General features: G+C 60.7%; 10 protein-coding genes and 3 rRNA genes. 10 read left to right on the top strand and 3 right to left on the bottom strand.

Features of this window, described 5'->3' with window-relative positions; genetic code table 11:
- Positions 1 to 10 precede the first annotated feature (10 nt).
- From rpsF to dnaB, 4 genes are all read left to right on the top strand, one after another.
- Positions 11 to 301 carry a 30S ribosomal protein S6 gene (gene rpsF / locus CMASS_RS09995; RefSeq protein WP_022863308.1) on the top strand — a complete coding sequence of 97 codons (291 nt, stop codon included), beginning with the start codon at positions 11 to 13 and terminating at the stop codon, positions 299 to 301.
- A gap of 67 nt (positions 302 to 368) precedes the next feature.
- Positions 369 to 947 (top strand): single-stranded DNA-binding protein, encoded by a 579-nt coding sequence (locus CMASS_RS09990; RefSeq protein ID WP_022863307.1) that lies wholly within the window; start codon positions 369 to 371, stop codon positions 945 to 947.
- 53 nt (positions 948 to 1,000) lie between these two features.
- On the top strand, positions 1,001 to 1,453 hold the full coding sequence (rplI, locus tag CMASS_RS09985) for a 50S ribosomal protein L9 (protein WP_022863306.1): 453 nt from the start codon (positions 1,001 to 1,003) through the stop codon (positions 1,451 to 1,453).
- A 521-nt stretch (positions 1,454 to 1,974) separates the two neighbouring features.
- On the top strand, positions 1,975 to 3,426 hold the full coding sequence (dnaB, locus tag CMASS_RS09980; RefSeq protein WP_027018733.1) for a replicative DNA helicase: 1,452 nt from the start codon (positions 1,975 to 1,977) through the stop codon (positions 3,424 to 3,426).
- A gap of 33 nt (positions 3,427 to 3,459) precedes the next feature.
- On the opposite strand, the gene CMASS_RS09975 is transcribed toward dnaB, so the two are convergent.
- Together CMASS_RS09975 and CMASS_RS09970 are read right to left on the bottom strand one after the other, a co-directional pair.
- Complete coding sequence (locus CMASS_RS09975) at positions 3,460 to 5,658, bottom strand: heavy metal translocating P-type ATPase (protein ID WP_033399633.1); 2,199 nt, start codon at positions 5,656 to 5,658, stop codon at positions 3,460 to 3,462.
- Positions 5,659 to 5,709: 51 nt separating this feature from the next.
- Complete coding sequence (locus CMASS_RS09970) at positions 5,710 to 5,913, bottom strand: heavy-metal-associated domain-containing protein (protein WP_022863303.1); 204 nt, start codon at positions 5,911 to 5,913, stop codon at positions 5,710 to 5,712.
- 121 nt (positions 5,914 to 6,034) lie between these two features.
- On the opposite strand from CMASS_RS09970, the gene trxA reads away from it, so the two are divergent.
- The gene (trxA, locus tag CMASS_RS09965; protein ID WP_337955840.1) at positions 6,035 to 6,466 is read left to right on the top strand and encodes a thioredoxin; all 432 of its coding nucleotides are present in this window, start codon (positions 6,035 to 6,037) and stop codon (positions 6,464 to 6,466) included.
- 24 nt (positions 6,467 to 6,490) lie between these two features.
- Complete coding sequence (locus CMASS_RS09960; protein WP_022863301.1) at positions 6,491 to 7,375, top strand: PspA/IM30 family protein; 885 nt, start codon at positions 6,491 to 6,493, stop codon at positions 7,373 to 7,375.
- A 47-nt stretch (positions 7,376 to 7,422) separates the two neighbouring features.
- Here CMASS_RS09960 and CMASS_RS09955 read toward each other — a convergent pair whose 3' ends face one another.
- Positions 7,423 to 8,823, bottom strand: a complete 1,401-nt coding sequence (locus tag CMASS_RS09955; RefSeq protein ID WP_022863300.1) for an NYN domain-containing protein — start codon at positions 8,821 to 8,823, stop codon at positions 7,423 to 7,425.
- Positions 8,824 to 9,028: 205 nt separating this feature from the next.
- On the opposite strand from CMASS_RS09955, the gene CMASS_RS09950 reads away from it, so the two are divergent.
- The 4 genes from CMASS_RS09950 (at position 9,029) to rrf (ending at position 15,207) form a co-directional block, all read left to right on the top strand.
- Complete coding sequence (locus tag CMASS_RS09950; protein ID WP_022863299.1) at positions 9,029 to 9,403, top strand: GntR family transcriptional regulator; 375 nt, start codon at positions 9,029 to 9,031, stop codon at positions 9,401 to 9,403.
- Positions 9,404 to 9,900: 497 nt separating this feature from the next.
- A 16S ribosomal RNA gene (locus CMASS_RS09945) occupies positions 9,901 to 11,421 on the top strand.
- 456 nt (positions 11,422 to 11,877) lie between these two features.
- A 23S ribosomal RNA gene (locus CMASS_RS09940) occupies positions 11,878 to 14,951 on the top strand.
- Between the two features lie 138 nt (positions 14,952 to 15,089).
- Positions 15,090 to 15,207, top strand: a 5S ribosomal RNA gene (gene rrf / locus CMASS_RS09935).
- Together the 16S, 23S and 5S rRNA genes form the textbook arrangement of a ribosomal RNA operon.
- The last annotated feature ends 714 nt before the right edge of the window (positions 15,208 to 15,921 follow it).

Here is a 15,921-nt window from a genome sequence, read left to right as displayed (position 1 = left end):
GATGAGGTCCGTGCGTCGCTACGAAGTAATGATCATTCTGGATCCTTCTCAGGATGAGCGCACTGTTGCCCCGTCCCTGGATAAGTTCCTCGAGGGCGTCCGCAATGACGGCGGCAAGGTGGAAGAAGTCGATGTGTGGGGCAAGCGCCGTCTGGCTTACCCGATCGACAAGAAGGAAGAGGGCATTTACGTCGTCGTCAACCTGGAGTGCGAGTCTGACTCGGTCCAGGAGCTCGACCGCCGCCTGAACCTGAACGACAACGTTCTCCGCACCAAGGTTCTGCGCACCGACGCTAAATAACGGATACTGGGTTCATCTACCCAACCACTAGGTCACGCATCCACCTGAAGCGAAGGAGTCCACGAACATGGCACAGGGCGATACTCCCATCACCGTCACCGGCAACCTCGTTGCCGATCCCGAACTGCGGTTCACCCCCTCTGGGGCGCCCGTAGCTAACTTCCGCGTGGCGTCTACGCCGCGCCGCTTCGACGCTCAGTCGCAGCAGTGGGTCGACGGTGAAGCGATGTTCTTGACCTGCAACGTCTGGCGCAACGCCGCCGAAAACGTTGCGGAATCGCTCCAGAAGGGTATGCGGATCATCGTCAATGGCCGGCTTAAGCAGCGTTCTTTCCAGACCCGGGAGGGTGAAAACCGCACCGTCTTCGAAATCGACGTCGACGAGGTGGGCCCGTCGCTGAAGTACGCCACCGCCAAGGTGAGCCGGAACCCGCGTGAGGGCGGTTCCGGTTCCAACTTCTCCGGTGGCGGCAACGGCAACGCTGGCCAGAGCAACCAGGGTGGGTTTGGTAACTCCAACTCTGGTAACCAGGGTGGCTTCGGAAACGGCGGCGGGAATCAGCAGTCCGCTCCTTCCGACGATCCGTGGAACTCTGCGCCGCCGGCCGGTGGCTTCAGTGATGCAGATGATGAACCTCCGTTCTAAGCAGCGCGTCGTTTGTTAGACACCGATAAACAAACTCACGAAAGGCAGGGATCATGAAGCTGATCCTCACCGCTGCCGTTGAGAACCTCGGCGCTCCTGGCGAGATCGTTGAGGTCAAGGACGGCTACGCACGTAACTACCTGCTTCCCCGCGACATGGCCATCGTTGCTACCCGCGGTGCTGAAAAGCAGATCGAAGGCATCCGCCGTGCCCAGGAGGCTCGCGAGATCCGCGGCCTCGAGCACGCGAAGGAAATCCGCAACCAGCTCGAGCAGCTGAACAACGTCACCGTTCCGGTCCGCACCGCGGAATCCGGCAAGCTCTTCGGTTCCGTCACCGCGGCGGACATCGTCGATGCTGTGCGTAAGGCTGGCGGCCCGAACCTGGACAAGCGCATCGTGAATGTGCCGAAGGGTCTGGTCAAGAAGACTGGTAACTACCAAGTTCAGCTGGACCTCCACAAGGATGTCATCGGCAAGGTGAACTTCTCGGTCGTAGCTGAGTAACTCACTCACTACGGCGGTCACTAACTAGACCACACGACAACAGCAACACTTTTAGGCTCCAGTGTCTCCCATGTGAGGTGGGAAGGCTGGGGCCTTTAGTGCGTTTTGGGCACCGAGTGTGGATAACTGTCAGATCCTGTGGATAAACCGCGGCCGGGCGGGGGTAGAAGGCCGGCGGAAAGGTTGATCGATTCCCCGCAGGTGACGCGGGTTCTCGCAAGTTGTGCACACTTTGGAAACGCCGCCTGAGCTGGGGATTCTAAACGCGCAGGTCACAGGTGTCTAGCTTAATCCACATAGTTGTCCACAGACTGTGGCGGCCCGCATTCTCCCAACCTGCAGGTTTGCCCATAGTTGTGGATAACTGTGTGTAAAGTAGCCGAATTATCCACCGGGGGTGGGGTTCCGTGGCGGGATTTGGTGCCCGCGGCAACCGGTGCGGTATAGGGAAAAAGAGCGATGTGTCGTAGGTCAGTGGTGTAATGACTGCAGCGCTGCGATGAACGAGGGAGAAAGCGGTAATGACATCGGGTATGGACGCCAGCTTTGACGATGATTACGTGTTGCCGGAACGGCCGGACGACACCCAACCGCCGGAGGAGGACTACGTCCCGCGGGGGAAGTCGAACTCGGCGCCGCGCCGGTTTAGTGAGTACCGGCAGCCGCCGGCGGATAGGGAAGCCGAGCAGGGCGTGCTTGGCGCCATGCTGATCTCGCCGAACACCGTGGTCGAGGTCATCGAAGAGCTCGACGCCGACGACTTCTACTACCCGGCGCACGCCCTCATCTTCCAGGCGATGCTGGATTTGTACTCCGCCGGCAAGGAGATCGACCCGGTCATCGTCTCGGGGCGGCTGGACCGCTACAACCAGCTGGAGCGCGCCGGCGGTGGCCCGTACCTGCACACCCTGTATGCGACCGTGCCCACGGCGGCGAACGCGCGGTACTACGCGGAAATCGTGGCGGAGAAATCGGTGCTGCGCCGGCTTGTCGATGCCGGAACGCGCGTCGTCCAGCTCGGCTACGACGGCGCGGAGGACGCCGAGATCGAAAACGTCCTGGATCGCGCCCAGCAAGAAGTCTTCGCGGTCGCGCAGAAGCAGCAGACCGAGGACTACCACGCGCTCGGCGATCTGCTGTCGGACACCATCGATGAGCTCACCGCCCTCCAGCAGGAAGAGGGCATTGAGTCCGGCGTGCCCACCGGCTTTATCGACCTAGACCGCCTTACCAATGGCCTGCACGCGGGCCAGATGATCATCATCGCGGCCCGTCCGGGCGTGGGTAAGTCGACCCTGGCCATGGACATGATGCGCTCCTGCTCGCTGGAGCACGGCAAGACCTCGGTCATCTTCTCGCTCGAGATGTCCGCCTCGGAGATCGTCACCCGTCTGCTCGCGGCGGAGGCCGAGGTAAAACTCGCGGACATGCGCGGCGGTCGTGTATCCAGCGAGGACTGGGCGAAGCTCACGGACACGCTCAACAAGGTCCAGGACGCGCCGCTTTATATTGACGACTCGCCCAACCTGACGCTGATGGAAATCCGGGCCAAGGCCCGGCGCCTGAAGCAGCAGCACGGGCTCGACCTCATCGTGCTCGACTACCTGCAGCTGATGTCGTCGGGCAAGAAGGTTGAGTCCCGTCAGCAGGAGGTCTCGGAGTTCTCGCGCTCACTGAAGCTTCTGGCCAAGGAGCTCGAGGTGCCGCTCATCGCCATCTCGCAGCTCAACCGTGGCCCGGAGGCCCGTAATGACAAGAAGCCGCAGCTGGCGGATCTGCGTGAGTCGGGCTCCCTGGAGCAGGACGCCGACATGGTCATGCTGCTCTACCGCCCGGATTCGCAGGACCGCGACAACGAGCGCGCCGGCGAGGCGGACATCATCCTGGCCAAGCACCGCGGCGGCCCGATCGACACGGTGCAGGTGGCCCACCAGCTGCACTACTCCAAGTTCGTCAACATGGCGCACGGCTAGTGACCACCCTGGAGGACGGCCACTAGCGCGGGGCTAGGAAGCGTTGGGCTGGAACGAGCGCAGCCGCAGCGAGTTGGTGACCACGAAAACGGAACTTAGCGCCATCGCCAAGCCGGCGAACAGCGGGTTGAGCAGACCGCACGCGGCGACCGGGATGAGCAACGCGTTGTAGGCAAACGCCCACCACAGGTTGCCCCTGATGATCTTCAGCGTCCGCCGCGACAGGCGCACCGCATCGGCGGCTTGGTGCAGGTCGTTGCCCATGAGCGTGATGTCGGCGGCGGCGATGGCGACGTCGGCGCCGGAACTCATCGCCACACCTAAATCGGCCTGCGCGAGCGCCGGGGCGTCGTTGACCCCGTCGCCCACCATCGCCACCGTGCGCCCGGCCGCCTGCAGCTTTTCGATGACCGCCGCCTTATCCCCGGGCCGCACTCCGGCGGTCACGCGGTCGATGCCCACGGCATCGGCCACCGCCCGCGCCGCGCGTTCGTTGTCCCCGGTGAGAAGGTGCGGCTCCAGCCCCAGCCCGCGCAGACTCTCGACGGCCTTGAGCGACGACGCTTTGACGCGGTCCCGAACGTCGATGACCCCGCGCGCCGCTCCGTCCACGGCGACCACGACGGCCGTACCGCCGGCCGCCTCGGCGGCGTCGTAAGCGGCGCGCAGCTCGGCCGGGAGCGCCTCTCCGGCGGGCGGGCGCCCCACCCGCACTACTTGACCGTCTACCTGGCCGCTAATCCCCACGCCCGGCTCGGCGGTGACGTCGGTGGCGGGGGTGACGGCGCCGCCAGTGGCATCGATAATCGCCCGCGCAATCGGGTGCTCGGAACCCGCCTCGACCGCGGCCGCGAGCCGGAGACACTCGGCGCTTGTCACAGCGTGGACGGACATCGCCCCCTCGGTGATGGTGCCGGTCTTGTCCAAAACAACCGTGTCCACGGTCCGAGTCGATTCCAGCACGTCTGCGCCACTGATGAGCAGCCCGAGCTGCGCGCCCCGGCCGGTGCCGACCAGGATGGCGGTCGGGGTGGCTAACCCCATCGCGCACGGGCACGCGATGATGAGTACCGCCACCGCCGCGATGAAAGCGGTGCCCACGCTGTGGCCGGCAATGAGATGGGCGAAAAGAGTCACCGCGGCGATAGCCACGACGGCGGGCACGAAGATCTGGGCCACGCGGTCCACCAGGCGTTGGACGGGGGCCTGTTTCGACTGGGCATCGGCAACCAGCTGCGCCATCTGCGCCAGGGTCGTCTCCGCGCCCACCCGGGTCGCCCGCACCTCGAGTCGGCCCGTGGTGTTCATGGTCGCGCCGGTCACGGCCGCTCCTTCGCTTACCTCCACGGGCACGGCCTCGCCGCTGATGAGGGACTCGTCGACCGCGGAATGCCCGGCGGTCACGACGCCGTCCGTGGCAATCTTCTCGCCCGGGCGCACCACGAAAACGTCGCCACGCCGCAGCTCGCTGGCAGGAATCCGCTCCTCCGTACCGTTGCGGAGCACCGACGCTTGTTGTGGCCGCATGGACACCAATTCGCGCAGCGCGGCCGAGGACTGGCCCTTCGCGCGGTTCTCGCACCAGCGCCCCACCAAGATGAAGGTGATGACCATGCCGACGGCTTCGAAGTAAATGTGGGGCGTGCCGTGCGCAGTGTGCCCCAGCGCGGACAGGGACATGACCATGTGCGCGCCGGGATCGCCGGCCGGGGTGAAAAAGAGCGCGCCCAGCGACCAGAAGTAGGCCGCGGTCGTGCCCAGCGTGACCAGGGTGTCCATGGTGAACGAGCCGTGTTTAAGATTCGTCCACGTCGCGCGGTGGAAGGGCGCGCCGCCGAACACGTACACCAGGGTGGTCAGAAGCGCGCAGGCCCACTGCCAATGGGTGAACTGCAGCGCCGGGACCATGGACAGGATCATCACCGGCACGGACAACGCCGCCGACCAGCCGACGCGGCGCAGCAGGTCGCGGGATTCCTCCGCGCGGGCGGTATCCAGCGCGCCCCAGGCATCGGGCGTCTCGGTCTCCGCGCCGGGCTGCGTGGCCTGGTCCTGGAAATCGAACGCGTCGTACCCGGCGTTGCGCACCACCTCGATGAGGCGCGGGACGTCCACGGCGTGTGGGTCGTAGTCCACGGCGGCGGATTCGGTGGCGAAGTTGACCGCCGCTTCAACGCCGTCGAGCTTGTTCAGCTTGCGCTGGACGCGCGACGAACACGACGTGCACGTCATGCCGGTCACGCCGAGGTCGACGTGTGCGGTGGTAGCGGTATCGGCCACGGGTTAGCCCTCCAGGGTGTAGCCCGCCTCGTGGATAGCGTCGGCGACCTGCTCGTCGGTGAATCCGGAGCCCTCCACGGCGACATCGCCAGTCGTGTGATCGGCGTGAACGTGTTCCACGCCGGGGATTTCCAGGACTTCTTCGGTGACGGACATCTCGCAGTGCTCGCAGGTCATTCCTCCCACGATGTAGTGCTCTACGGCCATGGTGTGACTCCTTGTAGTCGGGGTTTTACTGGGAACTTTATACCCCCAGGGGGTATCTCACAAGAGGCCTCCCCGCGAGGGAATAGGGCGTTGTTGGGTACCGTTGTAAGCGATCGAGTACATGAACGCTGACTCAAGAGGAGTTTTACCCACAATGGCAACGATCGACGTCACGGAAGACACCTTCGAAGAGACTGTTTCGGGCGAGGGCATCGTGCTTGTCGATGCCTGGGCGGACTGGTGCGGCCCCTGCAAGCGTTTTGCCCCGGTATTTGAAAAGGAATCCGAGGAGCACTCGGACGTGACCTTCGCCAAGCTGGACACCGAGGCCAACCAGGGGCTGGCAGCTGCGCTGCAGATCCAGTCCATTCCGACGCTCATGGTTTTCCGCGACTCCATCATGGTCTTCCGCGAGGCGGGCGCCCTCCCGCCGGCCGCACTGGACGACCTCATCAAGCAGGTCAAGGACCTCGACATGAACGAGGTGCGCCGCCAGGTCGAGGAGCAGAACGCGCAGGCCGACGCCGAGGCCGCCAAGGGCGATCAGGCCTAAACCACATCCACTAGGAGTTAGATCATGGCTAACCCGTTTTCCAAGGGCTGGAAGCACTTGATGGCTTCCCTCGACCACAAGATCGATGAGAACGCGGACCCGAAGGTCCAGATCGAGCAGGCGGTCGAGGCGGCAAAGAAGCAGCACCAGGCCATCTCGCAGCAGGCTGCCGAGGTGATTGGTAATAAGAAGCAGCTGGAAATGCAGCTCAACCGCCTGCTGGGCAAGCAGGAGGAGTACCAGTCCCAGGCGCGCCAGGCCGTCCAGCTGGCTGACAAGGCCACCGCCGAGGGCGACAGCCAGAAGGCGAGCGAGTACAACCAGGCCGCCGAGGTCGTGGCGTCGCAGCTGGTCTCGGTTGAAGAGGAAATCGAGTCCATCAAGGGCCAGTACCGCGCGGCGGAGCAGGCTGCCGAGCAGGCGCAGCAGCAGCAAAAGCAGTCTGAGGCGCGCCTGAAGGAGCAGCTCAATGAGGTGAACAAGCTGCGCGCCCAGGCCGATCAGGCAGCGATGCAGGAAAAGAGCGCCGAGGCCATGGACTCGATGCGCCAGTTCAACACCGATGACAGCGTGCCCACCCTGGACTCGGTGCGCGAAAAGATCGAGAAGCGCTACTCCACGGCGCTCGGCGCGCAGGAGTTGTCGCAGGCGGGCGGCGCTGATCGCATGCAGGAGATCACCTCGGCGGGCCGCGACATGAAGGCGTCCGCGCGCCTCGACGAGATTCGTTCCTCCATGGGCTCCACCGGTTCCGGGGAGAACCAGCTGGAATCGGGGGCATCGGCAAGCGCAGGCTCCGCAGACGGCGCGGCCAACAAGGCGCTTACCGAAGGTGCGGGGTCGGATTCTGCGGCCGGCGGGAACGCGGCCACCGGCGACGCGGAGACCGACGACACCGACCGCGCGTAACGGCCGGCCTTTACCCAGGCTCGGCCCCGAAAAGGCCGGCGCGGCCCCTAGCCGCCGCGGCGGATATTAATGAGCACGCCGCGGATTCCGGAGTGGAACCCGTCGCGCAGGTTGACGCGCTGCGACTCGCTGAGCGTGTATTCGTGCAGCGTCTCGCACGCGAACTGCAGCAGCGGGCGGTCGACCTCCGGGGGAAGCCCGCCGCCCGATAGAAGGTGCGCCTGGTCGCGCTGCTCCGCGGTGGCGGCGTTATCGAACCACCAGGACGCGTACTGCTGCCCGACGTCGAAGGGGGTCTGGAATCCGGCGGAGGCCCACACCTCCTCGGGCAGCGGGACGTAGCGGGATCGCAGCTTGCGGCGCGGCGCCATCATCGACGGCTTCGGCCGGCCCGCCGGGCGCCCCTTCGACGGCATGGAGCTTGGGGTGGTCGGGGACTGCGACGGCGCGGGCTTGGCCGGCTCGTCGGACCCATTCCCGGGGCTTTCCGCTTTCTTGTCTTCGCTCGCGTCCTTGTTCTGCGCAGGCTCGGCCCCTGACTCGGAGTCGGTTCCGCCGTCATTCGTCGGGCCGCAGTGTTTCGCCACGTCGGCTGGGGTGGGCGCGGAGGTGCGCGCCCCATCCCGGGACAGCGAGTTCTCCACGGTCGACGACTGCGCCGGATCCGCGCTGACCTCGGCGGCCTCCGCGCTGTTCGCGCCGGCCTTGGCGGAATCGTGCGCGTGGTCACCTTCGGGCGTCGTGTTGGAGTACGGCTCGGTGGCCCCGGACGCCTCGGCGCGCTCGGCGTGGTCGCCGGCGTTCTGTCCGGCGTCCTGGCCGGTGTCGCCCGGCTCGCTGGTGTCGGCATCGTCACGCTCGTCCTCGCCGCGTGGTTCGCGGATGGTGGGCGGCAGCGGCCCTTCGAGGATCTGCAGTTTCATGGCGTCGGCGAAGTCCTCGCGCGGGTCGAGGATCGTCGTCGTGTCGCAGGCGTGACGCAGGGCGGAGGACATGGAGTCCCACCCGAACCCGTACAGATGCACGCGGATGCCGTTGTTGGCAGCTTCCTCGACGCCGGGAATCATGTCGGCATCGCCGGAGACCAGTACGAAGTCGGTGACCTGCTGGTTGAGGCCGGCGATGACCATGTCCGCCACGAGGCGTGTGTCCACACCCTTTTGCGCGCGGCGTTCGCCCCACTCGATGAGCTGCCCGGTCCGCAGCTGTACGCCATTGCACGTGCGCAGCGCACGCTGGTAGCGGTGCGGGCCGGTGTCCGGAATGCCGTCGTACCAGTTCTGGCGATGGACAGGATGGCCGAGCTGATTCTCAATCATCGACCCGAGGGTGGCCACCACCTCTGGGAGATCGATTTCCAGTTGCGCGCGAGCGCCGATTTCTAGCGAGTTGTAAAAGCTTGCAAGCAGGTAAGACGTGTCGACAAAGACAGTTGTGCGTTCAAGCATGGCTCCTAAGTTCCGTTTCTTATTGTGCTAACTAAAATCTACTTCTCCCAGTGTGCATGATTGCGCTCCAAACGTCGATCACCTTCGGCGAAAGAGCAGGTAAAAGCCAGTAAAATGCCGGGCGGCCCGGGATCTGGTAAACCGGTGGCCGTTCGAGGTTAGTTACTCGACTAACTAACCTGCAGCTACGACTCCGCGAGTGACTATGGATGCAACGGTTCAGCCCCTTTTCCAGCAGATAGCCAAGCTGCTGGAGGATTCCATCGTGGACGGCATCCTCAAGGAGGGTGACCGAGTCCCATCCACGAACCAGCTCGCCGCGTTTCATGAGATCAATCCTGCGACTGCCCGGAAGGGGCTAGCCGTGCTTGTCGATGCCCACGTGATCACCAAACAACGCGGCATCGGCATGTTCGTCGCCCCGGGGGCGGGTGAGATCATCCGCGAGCGCCGGCGTGGCGAGTTTGCCGGCGAGTATCTCGCCCCGCTTGTCGATGAAGCGGTACGCATCGATTACACCCGCGACGAGTTGCATGACCTCGTGGACCGGGTTGCCGAGAGCCGAGGGCTCTACCGCTAGCTAGAGCTCATTGATGTTGAAGGTCGCTGCTGGGGCTCTCTTTGCGGAACACAGGCCGCCTGCCCGCCCTGCCGTCTCGCAGTCCCGCCCGGTAAGCCGCGTCGGCGCGAGGTCGCTAACCGGTGCCATCTCAAGGGCTTTAAGCACGTTAAAAAGAGCGCAGAAAAAGCGCGCCTGACCAGGCGATTTGTGAAGTGCAAAAACGGTGTGTAACTTATTCCAAGTCAGCGCGAACGACGCACTGAGTCAGACTCCACAGAGTCTAACAAAAGGTGCGGTTTCGGGAGCGACTGGCAGACAAAATTTAATCCTCATCGCGGGACAGGCAATCGCTTGTCTGAGCCGCATGAGTGGTTGTGATGTGTGAGAACTCAATAGTGTGCCAATGTTTGTTTTGGCCAGCCCCTGGTTTTTCCTCGTTGATTGTGGGGGTTGGTTTGTTTGGTAATTTTTTTGCTGGGTGTCAGGCTCTTTTGGGCTTTGATGTCTCACAATTTTTTGTGGAGAGTTTGATCCTGGCTCAGGACGAACGCTGGCGGCGTGCTTAACACATGCAAGTCGAACGGAAAGGCTCCAGCTTGCTGGAGTACTCGAGTGGCGAACGGGTGAGTAACACGTGGGTGATCTGCCCTGCACTTCGGGATAAGCCTGGGAAACTGGGTCTAATACCGGATAGGACCGCACTTTGGTGTGTGTGGTGGAAAGGTTTTTTCTGGTGTGGGATGAGCTCGCGGCCTATCAGTTTGTTGGTGGGGTAATGGCCTACCAAGACGGCGACGGGTAGCCGGCCTGAGAGGGTGGACGGTCACATTGGGACTGAGATACGGCCCAGACTCCTACGGGAGGCAGCAGTGGGGAATATTGCACAATGGGGGAAACCCTGATGCAGCGACGCCGCGTGGGGGATGAAGGCCTTCGGGTTGTAAACTCCTTTCGCTAGGGACGAAGCTTTTTGTGACGGTACCTGGAGAAGAAGCACCGGCTAACTACGTGCCAGCAGCCGCGGTAATACGTAGGGTGCGAGCGTTGTCCGGAATTACTGGGCGTAAAGGGCTCGTAGGTGGTGTGTCGCGTCGTCTGTGAAATTCCGGGGCTTAACTCCGGGCGTGCAGGCGATACGGGCATGCTTGAGTGCTGTAGGGGTAGCTGGAATGCCTGGTGTAGCGGTGAAATGCGCAGATATCAGGCAGAACGCCGATGGCGAAGGCAGGTTACTGGGCAGTTACTGACGCTGAGGAGCGAAAGCATGGGTAGCGAACAGGATTAGATACCCTGGTAGTCCATGCCGTAAACGGTGGGCGCTAGGTGTGAGGCCCTTCCACGGGTTTCGTGCCGTAGCTAACGTGTTAAGCGCCCCGCCTGGGGAGTACGGCCGCAAGGCTAAAACTCAAAGGAATTGACGGGGGCCCGCACAAGCGGCGGAGCATGTGGATTAATTCGATGCAACGCGAAGAACCTTACCTGGGCTTGACATGCACCAGACAGGCGTAGAGATACGTTTTCCCTTTGTGGTTGGTGTACAGGTGGTGCATGGTTGTCGTCAGCTCGTGTCGTGAGATGTTGGGTTAAGTCCCGCAACGAGCGCAACCCTTGTCTTATGTTGCCAGCATTTGGTTGGGGACTCATGAGAGACTGCCGGGGTTAACTCGGAGGAAGGTGGGGATGACGTCAAATCATCATGCCCCTTATGTCCAGGGCTTCACACATGCTACAATGGTCGGTACAACGCGTGGCGATACTGTGAGGTGGAGCTAATCGCTTGAAAGCCGGTCGTAGTTCGGATTGGGGTCTGCAACTCGACCCCATGAAGTCGGAGTCGCTAGTAATCGCAGATCAGCAATGCTGCGGTGAATACGTTCCCGGGCCTTGTACACACCGCCCGTCACGTCATGAAAGTTGGTAACACCCGAAGCCGGTGGCCCAAACTTGTTAGGGAGCCGTCGAAGGTGGGATCGGCGATTGGGACGAAGTCGTAACAAGGTAGCCGTACCGGAAGGTGCGGCTGGATCACCTCCTTTCTAAGGAGCTTTATTTTTGTGGTCTGCAGTTGCAGGCTGTGTTGGTGGTTTGTGGATCCGGTTGTGGTTCCGCCACCTTTTGTGGACGCCTGCATCACGCCGTGAATGAGTGTGTGGTTGTGGGTGCGTGGCCAGCCTGGTCAGGCCAATGGGCTGTGGTTGGTAATGAGGACACGGTTAATTTTTTTCTTTTGGCAAATGTTGGTGCATTGTTGGGTGTCTGGGGCATCATGTCCCTTTATTGTGTGCCCATTCTGGTGGTGCCGCCACGTTGTTTGTGTGTGGTGGTTGCTTCTGGGGTGGGGTGGTGTGTGAGAACTGTATAGTGGACGCGAGCATCTGAATACGTGCAACATGCTGCATGTGACTGGTCATACGTGTGTGTGGCTGGTTGTGTGTGGGTGTGTTGTTTGTGTGTGTGATGTGATTATTTTTTGTGTGTTGTTGGGTCATCTTGGTGTGTTGTCGTTGAGGCGCATGGTGGATGCCTTGGCATGCTGAGCCGATGAAGGACGTGCTAGGCCGCGATAGGCCTCGGGGAGTTGTCAAAGGAGCGTTGATCCGAGGGTGTCCGAATGGGGAAACCTACTGCCTGTTATTGGGTGGTACCAGCTCGTGAATGTATAGCGGGTGTGGGGGTTACGCGGGGAAGTGAAACATCTCAGTACCCGTAGGAGAAGGAAATAATATTTTATGATTCTGCTAGTAGCGGCGAGCGAACGTGGATGTGGCTAAACCGTGTGTGTGTGATACGTGGCAGTGGTTGCGCATGCGGTGTTGTTGGGATTGATGTGTCTGGGTCTGCCAGCCTGGAGCATGGCTGCGACAGTTAGGTGAACTGGCCTGGGATGGTCGACCGGAGCAGGTGAGAGTCCTGTAGCTGAAGGCTGTGTGTGGTTGTGTTGTGTCTTTTCCCGAGTAGCAACGGGCTCGTGGAATCTGTTGTGAATCTGCCGGGACCACCCGGTAAGCCGAAATACTCAGTGTGACCGATAGTGGATAGTACCGTGAGGGAATGGTGAAAAGTACCCCGGGAGGGGAGTGAAATAGTTCCTGAAACTGTGTGCTGACAATCCGTCAGAGCACCTTTGTGTGTGTGATGGCGTGCCTTTTGAAGAATGAGCCTGCGAGTTTGCGGCATGTCGCGAGGTTAACCCGTGTGTGGGGTAGCCGTAGGGAAACCGAATCCTAATGGGGTGTTTTTAGTGGTGTGTCCAAGACCCGAAGCGGGGTGATCTACCCATGGCCAGTGTGAAGCAATTGTAAGAGGTTGTGGAGGCGCGAACCCACGTAGGTTGAAAACTGCGGGGATGAGTTGTGGGTAGGGGTGAAAGGCTAATCAAACTCCGTGATAGCTGGTTCTCCCCGAAATGCATTTAGGTGCAGCGTCGCACGTTAGGCCTTGTGGAGGTAGAGCTACTGGTTGGTTGAGCGGGACTATCATCTTAGCAACATCAGCCAAACTCCGAATGCCATAAGTGTTGGTGCGGCAGTGAGTCTGTGGGGGATAAGCTCCATGGTCGCGAGGGATACAGCCCAGATCGCCGGTTAAGGCCCCTAAGGGTGTGCTAAGTGGGAAAGGATGTGGGATCGCGAAGACAGCCAGGAGGTTGGCTTAGAAGCAGCCATCCTTGAAAGAGTGCGTAATAGCTCACTGGTCGAGTGGTTCTGCGCCGATAATGTAGTGGGGCTCAAGCACACCGCCGAAGCCGCGGCAAGCAACTTTTTGTTGTTTGGGTAGGGGAGCGTCGTGCATGTGGTGAAGCCATACTGTAAGGAGTGGTGGAATGTGTGCGAGTGAGAATGCAGGCATGAGTAACGAATTGTAAGGTGAGAATCCTTACCGCCGGATGACTAAGGGTTCCTGGGTCAAGTTCGTCTTCCCAGGGTGAGTCGGGACCTAAGGCGAGGCCGACAGGCGTAGTCGATGGATAACCAGTTGATATTCTGGTACCCGTAAACACGCGCCCCTGGTAAAGCAGTGATACTAACCACCAAACACATACTGACTTTCGCTGCACCTTTCGGGGTGTGGTTGTTGGTGTGTGTGCGGTGGGGCCTTATCTGTGGTCCACGTGATGGGGTGACGCATCAGGGCAGCCACGCCGCTTAGTGGATTGTTGGTGTAAGCGCATCGAGCGTGCAGGCTAGGCAAATCCGGTCTGTGTTATGCGTGAGGCGTGATGCATAGACCCTTTTTTGGGTTGAATGTGGTGTGCTTGTGGTGTCGAGAAAAGCCTCTAGCGATGTGTGTTTATGGCCCGTACCCGAAACCGACACAGGTAGTCAGGTTGAGCATACTAAGGCGTTCGGGTGAACTGTGGTTAAGGAATTCGGCAAAATGCCCCCGTAACTTCGGGAGATGGGGGGCCCACCTGGTGGTGGGTCGCAGAGAATAGAGGGGTCCGACTGTTTATCAAAAACACAGGTCTATGCGAAGACGGTAAGTTGATGTATATGGACTGACGCCTGCCCGGTGCTGGAAGGTTACGAGGACCTGTTAGACCCTTGTGGGTCGAAGCGGAGAATTTAAGCCCCAGTAAACGGCGGTGGTAACTATAACCATCCTAAGGTAGCGAAATTCCTTGTCGGGTAAGTTCCGACCTGCACGAATGGCGTAACGAGACCTCTGCTGTCTCAACCACAGGCCCGGTGAAATTGCATTACGAGTGAAGATGCTCGTTACGCGCGGCAGGACGAAAAGACCCCGGGACCTTCACTATAGCTTGGTATTGCCAGTCGGTTCGGTTTGTGTAGGATAGGTGGGAGACTATGAAGCTATCACGCTAGTGGTGGTGGAGTCGTTGGTGAAATACCACTCTGGCCGGATTGGCTGTCTAACCTTGGCCCATGATCTGGGTTGGGGACAGTGCCTGGTGGGTAGTTTAACTGGGGCGGTTGCCTCCTAAATGGTAACGGAGGCGCCCAAAGGTTCCCTCAGCCTGGTTGGCAATCAGGTGTTGAGTGTAAGTGCACAAGGGAGCTTGACTGTGAGACAGACATGTCGAGCAGGGACGAAAGTCGGGACTAGTGATCCGGCACCTACTTGTGGATGTGGTGTCGCTCATCGGATAAAAGGTACCCCGGGGATAACAGGCTGATCTTCCCCAAGAGTTCATATCGACGGGATGGTTTGGCACCTCGATGTCGGCTCGTCGCATCCTGGGGCTGGAGTAGGTCCCAAGGGTTGGGCTGTTCGCCCATTAAAGCGGCACGCGAGCTGGGTTCAGAACGTCGTGAGACAGTTCGGTCTCTATCCGCCGCGCGCGTGGAAACTTGAAGAAATCTGTCCCTAGTACGAGAGGACCGGGACGGACGTACCTCTAGTGTGCCAGTTATCCCGCCAGGGGTATGGCTGGTTGGCTACGTACGGGAAGGATAACCGCTGAAAGCATCTAAGCGGGAAGCCTGTTCTAAGATGAGGTTTCATACTTGAGGCGCCCTATAGACTATGGGGTTGATAGGCCAGATCTGGACGCGTGGTAACACGTGAAGGTGACTGGTACTAATCCGCCGAACAAACACAACCAAAACAAAAAAGACCCACACAACACAGTCGGGTCACAATCACACCATTTTGGTTTCGCGTCCACTATGCAGTATCTGACACACCACCCAAAGGTGTGCACACAAACAAAATAATGACATGGACAAGCCCTTATAGGTTTGTCGGTGGTGATAGTGGCAGGGCAACGCCCGGTACCCATTCCGAACCCGGAAGCTAAGCCTGCCCACGCTGATGGTACTGCACCCGCCAGGGTGTGGGAGAGTAAGTAACCGCCGACACTATTTTTCACACAACTCAATACAACCCCAAAAAGAAAAGGGAGAGGTACAAACACCACACCAAGGGTGTTTGTGCCCCTCCCTTCTTTTTACGTTTTACACACCCACCTTTCACCCACCGCAGGTGGGCTTCCCTTCCTGCCGTCAGTGTTCGCCCCCTCGGGGTGCGGTGGCCCTTTTCACGGACGTAAGCTCGCTGGCTTTGCCTGCCGTGGCGCACGAAACGAGATCGCGAGCCACCGATACCGGCGCCACAGACAGCCTTGCGATCACACAACGTGCACTACCCGCCTGATTCTGGATCGTAAGGGCCCACACCGCCCACCAAATAAGGCCTTTCGATCCAAATACAGGCACCGAGGTTTGTAGGAAGCAGGCGAGGGTGCAAATACTCTGTCAACAGCGCCCAGGTTACGGTCTACGCCTGCCGCAGCGCACAAAACGAGATCACAAGCCACCCATACAAGCGCCACACACGACCTTACGATCACAAAACGTGCACCCCACACCGCCGCGGACACGACGTACCCCGCCACAACCGTGGGCCTTCGGGGGAATATCGATATAAGCAGCTGCTTTATAGACGGTCGGACCCCTGCGCAGCGCCTGATTCTGGATCGTAAGAACCCAATCCACACACGAAACAGGTGCTTACGATCCAAAAACAGGCACAACGGGGCTTGTAGGAAGCGGGCGACACGCAGCCATCAGCGG

The organism is Corynebacterium massiliense DSM 45435 (genome assembly GCF_028609805.1).
Taxonomy (GTDB): Bacteria; Actinomycetota; Actinomycetes; order Mycobacteriales; family Mycobacteriaceae; genus Corynebacterium; species Corynebacterium massiliense.
Note: the sequence above shows the minus strand (reverse complement) of the source record. Positions and strands in the feature narration are given on the sequence as shown.

What these genes read in the sequence shown, in the direction of transcription:
- CMASS_RS09990 (WP_022863307.1), top strand. Translation starts at nt 369, where the DNA reads ATGGCACAGGGCGATACTCCCATCACCGTCACCGGCAACCTCGTTGCC.
- CMASS_RS09955 (WP_022863300.1), bottom strand. Translation starts at nt 8,823, where the DNA reads ATGCTTGAACGCACAACTGTCTTTGTCGACACGTCTTACCTGCTTGCA.
- CMASS_RS09970 (WP_022863303.1), bottom strand. Translation starts at nt 5,913, where the DNA reads ATGGCCGTAGAGCACTACATCGTGGGAGGAATGACCTGCGAGCACTGC.
- CMASS_RS09950 (WP_022863299.1), top strand. Translation starts at nt 9,029, where the DNA reads ATGGATGCAACGGTTCAGCCCCTTTTCCAGCAGATAGCCAAGCTGCTG.
- dnaB (WP_027018733.1), top strand. Translation starts at nt 1,975, where the DNA reads ATGACATCGGGTATGGACGCCAGCTTTGACGATGATTACGTGTTGCCG.
- CMASS_RS09960 (WP_022863301.1), top strand. Translation starts at nt 6,491, where the DNA reads ATGGCTAACCCGTTTTCCAAGGGCTGGAAGCACTTGATGGCTTCCCTC.
- CMASS_RS09975 (WP_033399633.1), bottom strand. Translation starts at nt 5,658, where the DNA reads ATGACGTGCACGTCGTGTTCGTCGCGCGTCCAGCGCAAGCTGAACAAG.
- trxA (WP_337955840.1), top strand. Translation starts at nt 6,035, where the DNA reads ATGAACGCTGACTCAAGAGGAGTTTTACCCACAATGGCAACGATCGAC.
- rplI (WP_022863306.1), top strand. Translation starts at nt 1,001, where the DNA reads ATGAAGCTGATCCTCACCGCTGCCGTTGAGAACCTCGGCGCTCCTGGC.